11 protein-coding genes are annotated in these 14,314 nt (G+C 67.1%); 7 read left to right on the forward strand and 4 right to left on the reverse strand.

The features are described 5' to 3' along the window. From AC1DOX_RS27120 to purB, 5 genes are read left to right on the forward strand one after another with little or no spacing between them, the layout of a single operon-like run. Positions 1 to 588, forward strand: a complete 588-nt coding sequence (locus AC1DOX_RS27120; RefSeq protein ID WP_477101587.1) for a cysteine dioxygenase family protein — start codon at positions 1 to 3, stop codon at positions 586 to 588. After that, positions 585 to 1,352, forward strand: a complete 768-nt coding sequence (locus tag AC1DOX_RS27125; protein WP_441623214.1) for an enoyl-CoA hydratase/isomerase family protein — start codon at positions 585 to 587, stop codon at positions 1,350 to 1,352. Before AC1DOX_RS27120 ends, AC1DOX_RS27125 begins: the two co-directional genes overlap by 4 nt. A 43-nt stretch (positions 1,353 to 1,395) precedes the next feature. Then, positions 1,396 to 2,382: a tripartite tricarboxylate transporter substrate binding protein gene (locus AC1DOX_RS27130; RefSeq protein ID WP_441623216.1), complete on the forward strand. Its 987-nt coding sequence runs from the start codon at positions 1,396 to 1,398 to the stop codon at positions 2,380 to 2,382. 43 nt (positions 2,383 to 2,425) lie between these two features. Further along, positions 2,426 to 2,782, forward strand: a complete 357-nt coding sequence (locus tag AC1DOX_RS27135; protein ID WP_092135336.1) for a carboxymuconolactone decarboxylase family protein — start codon at positions 2,426 to 2,428, stop codon at positions 2,780 to 2,782. Positions 2,783 to 2,820: 38 nt separating this feature from the next. Next, positions 2,821 to 4,170, forward strand: a complete 1,350-nt coding sequence (gene purB / locus AC1DOX_RS27140) for an adenylosuccinate lyase (protein ID WP_441623218.1) — start codon at positions 2,821 to 2,823, stop codon at positions 4,168 to 4,170. A 175-nt stretch (positions 4,171 to 4,345) separates the two neighbouring features. On the opposite strand, the gene AC1DOX_RS27145 is transcribed toward purB, so the two are convergent. The 3 genes from AC1DOX_RS27145 to AC1DOX_RS27155 all read right to left on the reverse strand — a co-directional run bounded on the left by AC1DOX_RS27145 (position 4,346) and on the right by AC1DOX_RS27155 (position 7,386). Beyond that, positions 4,346 to 5,707, reverse strand: a complete 1,362-nt coding sequence (locus AC1DOX_RS27145; protein WP_441623220.1) for an MmgE/PrpD family protein — start codon at positions 5,705 to 5,707, stop codon at positions 4,346 to 4,348. Next, on the reverse strand, positions 5,704 to 6,702 hold the full coding sequence (locus AC1DOX_RS27150; RefSeq protein ID WP_441623222.1) for a Bug family tripartite tricarboxylate transporter substrate binding protein: 999 nt from the start codon (positions 6,700 to 6,702) through the stop codon (positions 5,704 to 5,706). The genes AC1DOX_RS27145 and AC1DOX_RS27150 overlap by 4 nt, the downstream gene beginning before the upstream one ends. 174 nt (positions 6,703 to 6,876) lie before the next feature. Further along, positions 6,877 to 7,386 (reverse strand): Lrp/AsnC family transcriptional regulator, encoded by a 510-nt coding sequence (locus AC1DOX_RS27155; RefSeq protein ID WP_092133617.1) that lies wholly within the window; start codon positions 7,384 to 7,386, stop codon positions 6,877 to 6,879. A 216-nt stretch (positions 7,387 to 7,602) separates the two neighbouring features. Here AC1DOX_RS27155 and AC1DOX_RS27160 point away from each other — a divergent pair, with 216 nt between their 5' ends. Continuing rightward, positions 7,603 to 8,619 (forward strand): 1-aminocyclopropane-1-carboxylate deaminase, encoded by a 1,017-nt coding sequence (locus AC1DOX_RS27160; RefSeq protein ID WP_441623256.1) that lies wholly within the window; start codon positions 7,603 to 7,605, stop codon positions 8,617 to 8,619. A gap of 136 nt (positions 8,620 to 8,755) precedes the next feature. Here the strand turns inward: AC1DOX_RS27160 and AC1DOX_RS27165 are convergent, their stop codons facing one another. Further along, complete coding sequence (locus AC1DOX_RS27165) at positions 8,756 to 13,240, reverse strand: TIR domain-containing protein (protein ID WP_477101588.1); 4,485 nt, start codon at positions 13,238 to 13,240, stop codon at positions 8,756 to 8,758. A gap of 252 nt (positions 13,241 to 13,492) precedes the next feature. Between AC1DOX_RS27165 and AC1DOX_RS27170 the strand changes: the two genes are divergently transcribed. Continuing rightward, complete coding sequence (locus AC1DOX_RS27170; protein ID WP_441623226.1) at positions 13,493 to 14,224, forward strand: M14 family metallopeptidase; 732 nt, start codon at positions 13,493 to 13,495, stop codon at positions 14,222 to 14,224. Positions 14,225 to 14,314 lie beyond the last annotated feature (90 nt).

Raw genomic sequence — 14,314 nt, forward strand, 5'->3', positions numbered from 1 at the left:
ATGAAAAACGCATCCACCGCAGAGAGTCAGGCCCTGGCGCGCTTCATCTCCAAGATGGACGCCATCGTCACCGATACCCATCAGGTCGAAGCAACAACGCTTGAAAGAGTGGGGCAGGCGCTGGGCGAACTGGTGGCGCGGGACGACTGGCTGGCACCGCAATTCACCGTGCCGCATCCGGAGTACTACCGGCAATACCTGCTGCACGCGGACCCGCAGGACCGTTACAGCGTGGTGAGCTTCGTGTGGGGTCCTGGCCAGAAGACGCCGATTCACGACCATTGCACCTGGGGAGCCATCGGCATGTTGCGAGGCGCCGAAGTGGGGCAGGCCTACCGGCAAGGGGAGGCGGGAATGATTGAGGCAGGCGCGCCCGAACGGCTCGAGCCGGGCGATGTGGCGTTCGTCTCGCCAACGATTGGCGATATCCACGTGGTGCGCAATGCGTACGAGGACCGCGTGTCGATCAGCATTCATGTGTACGGCACGGATATTGGCAAGCAGTCGCGGCATGTTTTCGATCTGGCGACTGGCGCCATCAAGACGTTCATTTCAGGCTACGCCAATGTGGAGAAGGTCCCCGCATGAATGCGCCCCCGTTGTTGCAGCGCTGGGAAGGGGAGGTGTGCCACCTGACCCTGAACCGGCCGGAACAGGGCAACGCGCTGTCCCGCGAACTGGTGGACGCGCTCGACGTGGCACTGGACGCCTGCGCGACACGCAAGCCGGCCCGGGTCGTCATCGACGGTGCCGGACGCCACTTCTGTACGGGATTCGACCTGTCCGGTCTGGAGGCCGAAACCGACGACAGCCTGCTGATGCGCTTCACGCGCATCGAACTGTTGTTGCAGCGCGTGGCGCGCGCACCGTTTCCCACGATGGCCGTGGCGCAGGGTCGCGTCATGGGTGCCGGCGCTGATCTCTTTACCGCGTGTGCGCAACGGATCGCGGTAGCCGGGGCGAGCTTCGCCTTTCCGGGCGCGCGCGGCTTCGGGCTGGTGTTGGGCAGCCGCAGGCTTGCCGCACGTGTCGGCGCACAGCGTGCGCGGTCATGGATCGAAAGCGCGAGCGTGATCAGCGATACGGAGGCCGTCGCGGCCGGGCTGGCCACGGCGTGCATGGACGCAGTGCGGGCCGTCGCGCCGGAGCCTGCTGCCAATGGCGCAAGCAGCCAGCTTGACGACTTCACTGCGCGCGCCATCGAGGACGCCATCGATGGCAATGCCGACGTCGATGACGCACGCGACCTGGCGGCGCTGGTGCGGTCGGCCGCGCGAGTCGGCTTGCAGCAGCAGCTGACGGCCTATGTGCAACGGCAAGCGCAGGCGCGACGGTCCACAGGCACCCGCTAGCGTCCGGCGCAGTCGGCGCGACAAAAAAAGGAGGAGACACAAGATGAACCACAGCATCCCGTGTATGGCAGCTGCCGCGGCCATCGTCACGTCCGGTTGGGCCGCGACGGACGCCCGCGCACAGGGCGAGGCCGCCTATCCATCCAAGCCGATTCACCTCGTGGTGGGTTACGCGCCCGGTGGCGGCACGGACATCATGGCGCGTCTGATCGGCCAGCATATCGGCGTGGCACTGGGTCAACCTGTCGTCGTAGAGAACAAGCCGGGCGCGGGCCAGAACATCGCGGCGAGCTATGTGGCGCGATCCCCAGCGGACGGCTATACGCTGTTCCTGAGTTCCAGCGCACTGGCGGTGAATATCAGTCTCTACAACAAGCTCGACTACGACCCGGTGAAGAGCTTTGCGCCCGTGGCGGTGTTCGCGCAGAGCCCGAACCTGATGGTGGTGCCGGCGTCGCTCGGCGTGAGCACCGTCGACGAATTCGTGGCCTACGCGAAGAAGGGTGCCCAGGGCGTGAACTTCTCGTCATCGGGTGCCGGCAGTTCCCAGCATCTCGGCGGAGAGCTGTTCAGGCAGGAGACTGGCATCCAGGCCAGCCACGTGCCCTACAAGGGATCGGCCCCGTCGATCGTCGCCATCCTGAGCGGTGAGGTGCAGTACACCTTCATCAACATCCCGTCGGTGATGGCCGTGAAATCCAACAACCGTATGCGTGTGCTGGCCATTACCAGCGCGAAGCGCTCGCCATTGATGCCCAACGTGCCAACCATGGCGGAGGCCGGCATGCCCCACATGACCATGGCGGCCTGGTACGGCGTCCTGGCGCCGGCCGGTACGCCGCCGCAGATCGTCAACCGGCTCAATGCCGCCATCAACAAGGCCGTTGCCGATCCGGCGTTCCGCGAACGCATGCAGACGGAAGGCGCGGAAACGATGGCGGATTCGCCCGACTACTTCAAGCGCTTCCTGGCCGACGACATCGCTCGCTGGCGCCAGGTCGTGAAGACCGGCAACGTCAAGGTCGAATAAGCATCCACCTTTCCGCTATCACCAAAGGAGAACCCGCATGTCCATGTTCATGAACTGGCCCGATCTGCTGAACACGCTGAAGCGTTCCTACAACCGCCTCGGCAACACCAATCCGAAGATGCTCGAAGCCTACCGCAACCTCGCTGCGGCTCAGGGCTCGAACGGGGCGCTCGATGCCAAGACGCGCGAACTGATCGCGCTGGCCGTGGCCGTCACCACGCGCTGCGACGGCTGCATCTCGTCGCATGCGGCAGCGGCGGTCAAGGCCGGCGCCACGGAGAGCGAGATCAGCGATGCGCTCGGCACCGCCATCGCACTGAACGCCGGCGCGGCCTACGTCTATTCGCTGCGGGCGATGGAAGCCGTCGGCCAGCTCAAGGAAGCCGCCAAAGCAGCCTGACCCGGCGGACTGCCGGCATCAACAAGGAGGAGACAATCATGGCAGCCTATGTGGTCGACAGCGCCCTGTTCCGCGACCAGTTCAGTACTGCGCAGATGCGCGAGATTTTCAGCGATGAGCAAACGGTGCAACGGTGGCTCGATGTGGAAGCCGCGCTTGCCAGGGTGCAGGCGCGCCTTGGCATTATTCCCCAGCACGCCGCCGACGAGATCTGTGCCAAGGCGCGGGCGGAACTGATCGACCTGCCCGACCTGAAGCGCGAGATGGACCGCACCAGCCATCCGATCGTGCCACTGCTGCGCGCGATGAAGAAGGTATGCAGCGGCGACGCCGCCGAATACATCCACTGGGGCGCGACCACGCAGGACATCATCGACACCGGCACCATGCTCCAGGTGCGCGACGCGCTCGACATCATCGGCAAGCGCTATGCGGATCTTCAGACGCACCTCGTCAACCTGGCGGAGACACATCGCGACCTGACCATGGTCGCGCGCAGCCACGGCCAGCAGGCATTGCCGATCACGTTTGGCTTCAAGGCCGCGGTTTGGGTGGAGGAGATGCGCCGGAACATGGAGCGCTTCGAGGAAATGAAGCGTCGCGTGCTGGTGGGGCAGTTCTCCGGCGCCGTCGGCACGCTGGCGGCGCTCGGCGATAAGGGCATCGCGGTGCAGGAGGCGCTGTTCGAGGACCTGGGGCTGGGTTGCCCGCGCATTCACTGGCACGTCTCGCGCGATAGCATCGCCGAGCTGGCCTGTGTGCTGGCGATCTGCACCGGCACCATCGGCAAGATCGCGCATGAGGTGTACAGCTTGCAGAAGACCGAGACCGCCGAGCTGGAAGAGCCATTCGCGATGGGCAAGGTGGGCAGCAGCACCATGCCCCACAAGCGCAATCCGCCGACCTGCGAGACCGTGGTTGCGCTGGCCCGCCTGGTGCGGAATACGGCGCCGATGGCGCTGGAGTCGATCATGGCCGAGCACGAGCGCGACAAGATCGTGCTGCAGACGGAGCGCGAGTTCATCTCGCGCCTGTGCTGCATGTGCGATGCGGCGGCCGTCAAGCTGGGCTACGTATGCGCCAATCTGACCGTGCGCCCCGCCAATATGGAAAGGAACCTGTTTATCCAGCGCGGGCTGCTGATGTCGGAGGCCGTCATGATGGGCCTTGGCGATCGTCTGGGACGCCAGGAAGCGCACGAGATCGTCTACGAGGTGTGCATGGACGTGTTCGAGCGCGGCGGCGATTTCCGCGAGGCGTTGCTTGCAAATCCGAAGGTCGCGGGGGAGATCGACGCGCAGACGATCGACCGGATGCTCGACCCGCACGCCTATACGGGAATGGCCGGGGTGTTCGTCGATCGGGTAGTGAAGGGCGCGAGGGGTTGATTTCGCAGCCTACGTTGTTGGTGTTCTGCGGGTGCCGGGGAAGATTCCGGCACCCGCTTTTTTTATTGGCTTGTTGGTTGCTTATAGCCGCCTGGAGCTAGGCGCGCGGCCGCAGACAGTACAAGTGGTATGGCAAGGCCGCGCAACGACGCCAGGATCTTTTTGAAACGACCTCTTATTGCCGAAGCGGCGCGAAGTAGCTGGCAACGTCATCAGCGCCGTCAGATGCCAACACGGTCGCAATCAAGGCTTCGGCACGTTCCGCACCCAGGCCCGGCAGCAGCAGCGCGCGGGCCTTGTTGACGATGCGCGCCTCCTGCCGGCCGAGATCGGTCTCGGGTCGGCTGGCGTCCCTGTGACTGACATGGGCGACACCGTTAGCCAGGGTCACCGTCACCTGCGCATTGGCGCGTGGCATTGCGGCATCGCCATGCATGCGGATGCGGCCGCGCAGCGCGGCAAGCGCGGGGTCATCCAGCGCAGCGGTAAAACTCTCCGCAGCGACAGTGCTGCGGCCCGACAGCGCCAGCGTAGCCATATGTGCGATGCTGAATTTGGCTTCCGACGGCGTCCGCGGCTCGGGAATGCAGCAAACATCGAGGTATTGCTGCTCGATCGCCACGTCCACGGTGGCGATGTCGGCGGCGGCGAATCCGTGTTCGTGGCGTAGCTGCACGCAGGCCTCGATGGGCGCCTGCGTGCCGTAGCACGAGGCGTGGTATTTGTAGACGATGCCGTGCAAGCGCGAAATCGACGCGTCATGCCAGATGCTCGCGGTATCCCGGACGCCCGCATACAGCGCCCCGAAGCCCTGTTCGCGTTCCAGAATGTCGGGCACCGCCGTAAATCCGCGCGCGGCCAGCCGGGCGGCGCGCAGGCCCATCGCGGCCGCCTGGCCCGCGTGCAACGGCTTGCACATGGTGCCGAACAGCGCGCGCATGCCGCCGGCCTGCGTGGCCGCGATGCCCAGCGCATGCGCGGTCTGGCTGACGTCGAGCTGGAGCAGCGACGCCACGGCGACGGTGGCGCCCAACATGCCGAGCGTGGCGGTGTTGTGCCAGCCGCGCCGGTAGTGATCCTCGCCCATCCATGACGCCACCCGACTCTGCAGTTCGACCCCTGCCGCAAAGGCCGCCAGCGCTTCGCGGCGGCTGTGCCGGCCGGATTCGGCCTGCGCCAGGATGGCAGGCCACAACGGCACGGAGGGATGCACGCGCGACTGCAGGTGCGCATCGTCGAAATCGAGCACATGTGACGCCGTGCCGTTGACCAGTGCGGCCTGCACCGCGCTGACCTTCGATCCGTCGAGCAGCGTGGCGCATGGCAGTGCGCCTTCCTCGCGCACTTCGGTCAGCAGGATGCGGACGGGCGGCTCCTGCCACGCGGCATGCGCCACCGCGAACCAGTCGAGCAGGCTGTGACGGGCGATTCGCGCGAGATCCGACGGCAGCGGGTGGGCCGCGATGCCCAGGCTGTGGGCAACCAGTTCACGGGTCAGCGCCTGGGGCTGCGTGTGAGGTTGGGGGGCGGCGTTCATTTCACCTCCATCGTCTTCAGCAGCTTGTCGCTGATGCCGGCGCGATAGCGCGCGATGTCATCGACGATGTACTGGCGGAACTTGTCGGTCGGCATGTCGACTTCGAGCGCGCCATCCTGCCGGACGATGCGGCGCAGCTCGGCATTGCGCAGCCCTTCGGACACGGCGCGCGACAGGCGCTGCACGATCGCGTCGGGTGTGCCTGCCGGCGCCACCAGGCCGTACCACTGCGTCACGGTCACGTCGATGCCGATCTCGCGAAAGGTCGGCACGTCAGGAAAGGCAGGCGTGCGCTGTTCTCCGGTCAATGCCAGCAGCCTGAGCTTGCCGGCCTTCACCTGGCCCATGATCGGAGGCGCCGTAGCAAAGAACAGGTCGGTGTGGCCGCCGAGCAGGTCCGTGATGGCGGGGCCGGAGCCGCGATAGGGGATCGGCGAGATGTCGACGCCAGCCTTCGCCTTGACCATTTCCATGGTCACGTAGCCGACGCTGCCGGGCCCCGACGAGCCATAGCTGAGTTGACGCGCCCGGGCGGCGGTGAGCGCCGCCGCCGCGTTCGGGTAGCTATCCGCTGCCGCGAACAGCCCGTGCGGCGCCTGAACCAGCATGCCGATGGCGACGAAGTCCTCGGGCACCTTGTAAGGCAAGTCCTTGCCGCGGATGGCCGCCGCCAGCGACATGTTGCTGCTCATCCCCATCAGCAGCGTGTAGCCGTCAGGCTTGCTGCGCGCCACCTGTTCGGCCGCCATCATGCCCCCGGCACCGCCCTTGTTTTCCACGACCACTGGCTGGCCCAGCTTGCGCGAAAGTTGTTCGGCGATCAGCCGGCCGTAGAGGTCGCCACCGCCACCGGGCGGAAATCCCACCACCAGCCGGATGGGCCGGTCCGGGTACTCGGCGTGGGCCGTCGTGGCTGCTGCGCATGCCAGGATGCATAGCAGCCAATACACGCCCCGCCATGCGCGTGTGGCCGCGCTTCGCATGTGCTCCGTCATTGTCGTCTCCTCGCTATCGTCAGACAGGCCGGGTGGCCTGCATCGATTCTGGGCGAGGGGACGAGATCTTCATGGATGTTCCGCGAACTGGAACGGCCCGGGTTCAGGCAGGCACCAGACCCCGGTGGATCGTCAGGCTTGCATCGCAATCACGCGCAAGCGTCGATGCGCGACTCAGATCGGAAATTGCGTGGTCGACAAGACCTGCTTGAGGACCATGAACGAGCGAATCTGTCGCACGCCCGGCAGATACAGCAGTTGCTCCGCATGGAGGCGATTGAAGCTCTCGCTGTCCTTGGTGCGCAGCAACATGAAATAGTCGAATTCGCCAGTCACCACGTGGCACTCCATGCAGCCCGATACCTGCTGGGCGGCTTTCTCGAACTGGGCGAAAGACTCCGGCGTGGAACGGTCCAGCACCACGCCGATCATCACCAGCATGCCGGCATCGAGCGCGGCGGGATTCAGCAGTGCCACGATGCCGCGGATCAGGCCCATTTCCTTCAGCCTTTCCACCCGCCGCAGGCAGGCGGGCGGGCTCAGGTTGACTTTCGCGGCCAGCGCTACGTTCGAGATCGAGGCATCTTGCTGGAGCGCGCGCAGGATCGCCTTGTCGGTGCGATCGAGGGCTTCCGCTGCGGGCGCCGCGTGCTCCGTTTTGGTGCCTAATTTTGTTTCGTCCATGGTGACGCCCGGGAAAATTTAGATCATAGAAAGCGCATTGAAACCTTCTAATGCTGTGCAAAAAGCGAGATTTTTGCAAGCACGTTTCGTGCGTTTTTTCATACGATTGAGGCCATCACAGCATGGATGAAAGGGATGCACCGGATGCCCGTGTGTTTCGCTCACCTCGATGTCTGGATGCCCGAAATCCTCGCCGCCAACCCTGGAGTCGCCGACATGAACCTCAAGCGCTTTTCCCGCCATGCCCTGACCTTCGGGCCCACGCCCATCCAGCCGCTGAAGCGCCTCTCCGCGCATCTGGGCGGCAAGGTCGAGCTCTACGCCAAGCGCGAAGACTGCAACAGCGGCCTGGCCTTCGGTGGCAACAAGACCCGCAAGCTCGAATACCTCATTCCTGATGCCCTGGCGCAGGGCTGTGACACGCTGGTCTCCATCGGCGGCATCCAGTCCAACCAGACGCGCCAGGTGGCCGCCGTGGCTGCGCATCTCGGCCTGAAGTGCGTGCTGGTGCAGGAAAACTGGGTGAACTACTCCGATGCGGTGTACGACCGCGTCGGCAATATCCAGATGTCGCGCATGATGGGTGCCGATGTGCGCCTGGTCAGCGACGGCTTTGACATCGGCATCCGCAAGAGCTGGGAAGAGGCGATGGAAAGCGTGCGCAAGGAGGGCGGCAAGCCCTATCCGATCCCCGCCGGTTGCTCGGAGCATCCGCTCGGCGGGCTCGGTTTCGTCGGCTTTGCCGAGGAAGTCCGCGCGCAGGAGGCCGAACTCGGCTTCCGCTTCGACTACATCGTGGTGTGCTCGGTGACCGGCAGCACGCAGGCCGGCATGGTGGTGGGATTTGCCGCGGATGGCCGCGCGGATCGCGTGATCGGCATCGATGCATCGGCCAAGCCGGAGCAGACGCGCGCGCAGATCCTGCGCATCGCCAAAAACACGGCCGAGCTGGTGGACCTCGGCCGCAACATTACCGACGCCGACGTGGTGCTGGATACGCGCTACGGCGGGCCCGAATATGGCTTGCCGTCGGAGGGAACGCTCGAAGCCATCCGCCTCAGCGCCCGGTACGAGGGCATGATGACGGACCCCGTATACGAGGGCAAATCGATGCACGGGATGATCGATATGGTGCGCCGGGGCGAGTTTCCGGTGGGCTCCAAGGTGCTCTACGCCCACCTTGGCGGCGCGCCGGCGCTGAACGCCTATAGCTTCCTGTTCCGCAACGGCTGAAGCGGATTGCCGCGAGCGTCGGCCGGACAGTCCGCGATAGACGATGTCGTCGCGGGCCGCCAGGCACACGGGCGCTCGCGTTGCCATCGCAGGGCGCTTGTTGCGGTCGCCAGTGCGCCAAGGCACCGGCACCTGGCTACTTCGCCCCCATGGCTTCGAGCTGCTGGAAGTTCTTCACCTGTCCGCCGCGCTGCAGGAACGCGATCCAGCGCCGCCGCGATTCCACCTCCGCGCCCGGCCGGCCACCGGACGACGCCCAGCCAAGATAAGCGGTGAAATCATCGATCGCCCCGCGCCGATCGTTCAGCAGCGCGCGTACCACGCCGCGGCTGTCGCGGTAGCCGCCGTCGCCGGGCTGGGCCAGCACAGCCAGATCGCACATATCGAGCACCTCGCGCGCCAGGTTTTGCTGCCCACCCTGCCAGCACAGTTCGTTCAGTTGATACGCGGGCAGCGTCGCGGCCGGGTCCAGCTCCCGCACATGGCGATACATCGCGGCCGCCTCGGCAATCTCCCGCTTGCCGGCCAGTTGGCCGGCTTGCTCGATGTAGTACGCCACAACGCTCTTGCGGCCCGCGGCCACCGGGTCGATGCGCAGGGAAGGGTCGAGCGCCATCGCTTCCTCATACATGCGGGTGGCGCCTTGCTGATCGCCCTGGCCGCCCAGTTTTTCCGCCTGCGCGGCCAGTACGTGCGCGCGCATGTTGTTGGCGCGGCCCTGCGGATCGAGATCGCTCTCCACGCCGAAGGCGACGGCGCGCTGGAAAGCGGCCACGGCTTCCTCCATGCGGCCCTCCTGCGCGAGGGCGTCGCCCTGCCTGACGAAGCGCGGCGCCGCCAGCTTCCTGGCGGTGGCGACGGGATCGATGTCGAGGCCGTCGTCCAGCGCGCGAGCCTGCTGGTACAAGCCGACGGCGGGCTCCACGTTGCCAGCAGCGGCGACCTTGCCGGCTTCCGCGACCAGCGCCTGCGCTTTGGCCAGCCGCGCCATCTCCGCCGCGGGGTCCGGTGCCACGGCCGGGTCAAAGCGCCGTGCGGCGGCATAGGCCGCGAGCGCCGCGTCCTTCTCGCCCCGGCGCGCGAGCGAGCGCGCTTCCGACAATTCGGCCTCCACCGCCTGTTGGGTCGCGCGCGCCTTCGGATCGATCTTGAGGGAGGGGTCGATCTTGCGCGCCGCTTCATACAGCGCCGTGGCCCGCGCGACGTCGCCGTTGCCGGCAATGCGGTCGGCGTCGGCCATCCACTCGGGAGGCAAGCCGTTGGGCGGGCAGGAGAGCCGATACGGCACGCGTTCGAGATGGCGCTGCCAGATGGCTTCCCTGAGGTTGCGGCCGGCGATGCGGCAAGCCAGCGCAAGCTGTTCCTCCATACGCATGTGCCACAGGCGCAGATCGCCGCCGGCCAGCGCGGCCAGCCAGCGCCCGTCCGGCGAAAAGCGCAGGGCCCAGGCCGCACCGCGTTTGCCCGCATCGGGGTCCGACGTGGCGGGTAGTGGGGTGGGGTCGGTCAGCGTACCGGCGACAAGCTCGGCGCGCCGCCAGACCCTGACATAACCGTTGAGGTAGCCTGCCGCAATCGATGCACCGTCCGGGCTGATGCTCACGACGTTGACCGTGGCGCCGCGCAGGCCGAGGGTCAGCGGCACGGCGTCCGGCGCCTGCAGGTCCCACAGACGCACGGTGCCGTCCTCGCTGCCGGTCACCAGCCAGCGGCCACCCGTATCCAGTCCGACGCTGGAAATCGCGCTTTCATGGCCGCGCAGCGTGACGGGCGATGCGCCGCTGGCCGAGGGCGTCCAGATCCGTATCAGCGAATCCTCGCCCGCTGTCATGAAGCGGCGCCCGCCATCGAAGAACCTTGCCTCGAAGATCACGCCCTGATGGGCGTCAAGCCGCAGCGGCCTGGCCGTGGCGGGGGCATCGAGCGTCCACATCTGGACCTTGCCATCCACGCCGGCGCTGAGCAGCTGACGGCCGTCGGGGCTGAAGTCTAGGTTGGTGATCCAGCCGTCATGGCCGGTCAGCACGCGCGGCGCGGCGCGGGCATCGCCCGGCTTCCACAGCAGGACTTCGCCCTGTTCGCCGCCGGTGGCAATCAGGCTGCCATCCGGGCTCACGGCCAGCGCGGAAACACTGGATTCGCGCTCCGCCCGCGCGCGGGCCAGCGTGGTAACGGGCTGGCGCAGGTCGGGCGGGCGCCAGATGCGCACGGTGTGGTTCCAGTCGGCGGTGGCCAGCCATTTGCCGTCGGGCCCGAACGCCAGCGCCGTGACATCGTGCGAATGGCCCGGCAGGATGCGTGGCGATGCAGCGGGGTCGGCCAGATCCACCCATTGCGCGGTGCCATGTTCCCGCCCCGGCATGGCGATCCAGCGACCCTGGGGATCTACCGCGACGGCATTGGGCAGGCCGCCCGTGGGCACGCCGCCGCCACCGCCGCTGGGCGTCTTGTATTCCAGTTCCGGCAATGCCGCCGCGGGGATTTGCAGCGGATCGGCGCCGCCCTTGCGGACGGGCCACGAATACGGGCCGGCGCCCCCATACTTGGGCGTCGCGAACAGCCAGCGACCATTGGCGCTGAAGCGCACCTCGCCAATCTTGACGTCCGGTCCGCGCAGCGTTTCCGCACCGTCTTCGCTCCCCGGTGTGGCGATCCGCACGCGGCCGTCTTCGGTCACGATGGCGAGGCGCCGGCCGTGCGCATCGAAAGCAAGCTCGGCCACGCGAGCGTCGAGTTTTGCCACGTTTCCGGCGTCCTCCTGATGCGTCAGCGCCTGGACGCGCACCCAATAGGCGGGATCTCCCGCACCCCGGCCGGGCACGACGGTGGCAAGCCAGGCGCCATCGGGGGAAATCGCCGCGGCCGTGGCGGGCCACGCGCGGTACGCGGCCGGCGCCGCGCCCGTGCTGGCGTCGAGCTGCCATATCCGTACCTCGTCGCGTACCAGGGCGGCGATGCCGCCTGCGCCTGGCAAGAAGCCGATGATTTGCACGGTGCCACCCGCCGCTGGCGCTTCGGCTGCACTGGCCGCGTTGGTGGCATTGGCGGCGGCGTCCCAGGCAAGCGGAACGGGGCGCCACTGGCCTTGATCGAGTCGCCACACGCCCAGCCGCGATTTGTCGCTGGCGTTGCCGTCGCGGACGATCTGCGCCAGCCACAGGCCGTCCGCGCTGAACACCGCCGTGGCGTCAGGGTTGCCGCCTGCCAGCGGCTGCGGCGCCGGCGGGCGTGCGCCGAGGTCCCACATGAACACCGCCTTGTCGTACCCCGCGCTGAACATCCATTGCGCGGCCGGATCGAACGCGACGCTTTGCAGCGTGGTGGGCTGGCCCCGATAGTCGCGGCGCGGCTGGTGTTTCGACAGCACCAGCGGCGGCGCGGCAAGGTCGTCGGGGCGGCGCAGGTGCACGCGCGCATCGTTGTCGACGCTGGCGAGCCAGTGACCATTGCTGGCCAGCCGCAGCAGCCGTTCGCCGGCCATGCGCTGGCCAACCGCGATCGGCGCGTTCCCCGGCACGGCAAGGTCCCACAGCAACGGCTCGCCCTGGTCGCCCTGCGTCATCAGCAGCAGGCGCCCATCCGCGCTGAAGCCCCGCAGCGATGGCTTGCCCGGTGCCAGTTGCAGCGAGCGAGGCGGCTCGTCGGGCGTGGCGAGGTCCCACACATCCACCCGGCCGTCACGGTCGAGCGTGGCCACGCGCCCGCCATCGGCGCTGAACATGGCCGACGACACGCGGCCGGCGCGGGTGCCGAGCGGCTGGCCGGACGCTCCCGCCAGTGCTTCGCGCAGCGCGCCCTGTGCCTGCGGGGTGACGCTGCCGTCCGCATCGCGCGTGGCGCGCACGGCTTCCACGGCCAGCAGGAGTCCGGTTTGCGGCGCGTCCACGCGGGCCTGTCCGGACACGCCAGCAAGGTAGTTCGCCAGGCCGCGCAGGGCGACGTTGCGTTGCTCGTCGGCCGCCAATTTCTGCATCCAGGCCGTGACCGCCAGCGCGCTGACCACCAGCGTGACAGACCCCATGACGCCGATCAGCAGATTGCGGCGACGCTGCCGACGCACGCGGTCGCGCTGCTCGATCTCGTCGCGGGGGAGCCCGTAAAGATTGGCCAGCAGCGTGTACCAGCTGCCTTCGAACTTGCCCCGGTCGACCTTGTCGTGCGCCGGATCGAAGCTGTGATAGTTGACGGCGAGCGGCATCTCCAGCGCCTCGGTCAGCGCCTGGGGAAAGGCCTGCTCCGCAGCCTGCTCGGGGGTTGCCTCGTTGTTCGGCACTCCGGCCAGCAGGATCGGGATGAGCGTCTCGGGGCCGTGATGGGCGATATAGCGCCGGATTTCATCGTCGACGAACGTGCTCTGGCGGGCCGCTGGCGAGCAGATGACGATCAGCTTGTCGGCGCGTGCCAGGTAGCCGTCGATCGATTTGAAGTACTCGGTGCCGGTGAGGTCGCCTTCGTCGCGAAAGATGCGAAGCCGGCGCTGCGGCACCGCCAGCGCCTTTGGGGGAGCATAGGCGTTCAGGGCCTTTTCCAGCAGCCGCGCAAAGGCGATGTCGGTGCGCTTGTACGAGATGAAGGCGTCATAGCGGTCGCCGCCCGTATCCGTTGCCGCTGTGCTGGCCATATGGTGAACTCCCTTCACCCCACGACTGTGATGTCCCGGTTGCTGACAGGTGTCGCCTGCAAAGATAGGCCATGTGATGCGGGATGCAAGCGTGCCGTCGCCACTGGCCCGTGGTGTTTCACCAGCCTTACAAAGTAAGTCGCACTAATCTCTGCCCTAAGTTCCGCTTGCAGCGGGCCCGGAGCATGGCCGGAGGGTGAGGGAGGGAAGGGGCCAGCCCCGTGTGGCGGGGCTGCGCAGGAAAACCTGCGCGTGATCCGCGCGGCCTGGCGCGAGGCGCTGCTCGCCCGCGTGCCGGCCTCGGCATTCGCGTCGCTGCAGCAGACGCTGATGCTGCTGGCGCACGATGCCGACTACGTGCTCGACCTGCACTGCTCGCGCGAGGCGGCGATGCACCTCTATACGGGCGATGCCATCTGGCGCGAGGTGGAGCCGCTGGCGCGCTATCTGGGTGCGACGGCCAGCTTGCTCGCGCTGGATTCCGGCGCGAATTCCTTCGACGAAGCCCACAGCTACACGTGGTATCAGCTCCAGCAGACTTTCGGGGAACGGTATCCGATCCTGTCGGGCAGCATCGCCGTCACCGTGGAGCATCGCGGCCAACGAGACGTGTCGGACCCGCTGGCCCAGCAGGACACGCAGGCGCTGCTCGACTACCTCACGCACATCGGCGTGATTGAAGGCAAGGCTCCGCCGCTGCCCACATTGCGCTGGCCGGCCACGCCGCTGGCTTGCAGCGAGCAACTGGTGGCGCCGGTGGCCGGCATGCTGGTGTATCGGACCGAGGTGGGTGGTGTGGTCAGGCCGGGCCAGGCGCTGTTCGATATCGTGGATCCGATCACGGGCGCGCGCACGACGATGTCCAGCAAGACCGAGGGCATCTTCTATATGGGCCGCGACGTGCGCATGGTCAAACCGGGCGACCAGATTGGCCGCGTATCCGGCGCGCGGGCCTTCCGGGTGGGCAACCTGCTGGGGCCCTGACTGATCCTTCCCATTGCGGGCGCGCGAACCGCCTCGTATCAAGCTTCAGGGAAAGTGGCCGTTAACCGTCCGATGCAGGGGCCAATCCAT

The sequence above is a fragment of the Cupriavidus sp. 01L415 genome (assembly GCF_056400065.1).

Bases quoted from the DNA above. Each gene is read 5' to 3' on its own strand.
- AC1DOX_RS27160 (WP_441623256.1), top strand. From the start codon at position 7,603: ATGAACCTCAAGCGCTTTTCCCGCCATGCCCTGACCTTCGGGCCCACG.
- AC1DOX_RS27125 (WP_441623214.1), top strand. From the start codon at position 585: ATGAATGCGCCCCCGTTGTTGCAGCGCTGGGAAGGGGAGGTGTGCCAC.
- AC1DOX_RS27155 (WP_092133617.1), bottom strand. From the start codon at position 7,386: ATGGACGAAACAAAATTAGGCACCAAAACGGAGCACGCGGCGCCCGCA.
- purB (WP_441623218.1), top strand. From the start codon at position 2,821: ATGGCAGCCTATGTGGTCGACAGCGCCCTGTTCCGCGACCAGTTCAGT.
- AC1DOX_RS27165 (WP_477101588.1), bottom strand. From the start codon at position 13,240: ATGGCCAGCACAGCGGCAACGGATACGGGCGGCGACCGCTATGACGCC.
- AC1DOX_RS27130 (WP_441623216.1), top strand. From the start codon at position 1,396: ATGAACCACAGCATCCCGTGTATGGCAGCTGCCGCGGCCATCGTCACG.
- AC1DOX_RS27135 (WP_092135336.1), top strand. From the start codon at position 2,426: ATGTTCATGAACTGGCCCGATCTGCTGAACACGCTGAAGCGTTCCTAC.
- AC1DOX_RS27150 (WP_441623222.1), bottom strand. From the start codon at position 6,702: ATGACGGAGCACATGCGAAGCGCGGCCACACGCGCATGGCGGGGCGTG.
- AC1DOX_RS27120 (WP_477101587.1), top strand. From the start codon at position 1: ATGAAAAACGCATCCACCGCAGAGAGTCAGGCCCTGGCGCGCTTCATC.
- AC1DOX_RS27145 (WP_441623220.1), bottom strand. From the start codon at position 5,707: ATGAACGCCGCCCCCCAACCTCACACGCAGCCCCAGGCGCTGACCCGT.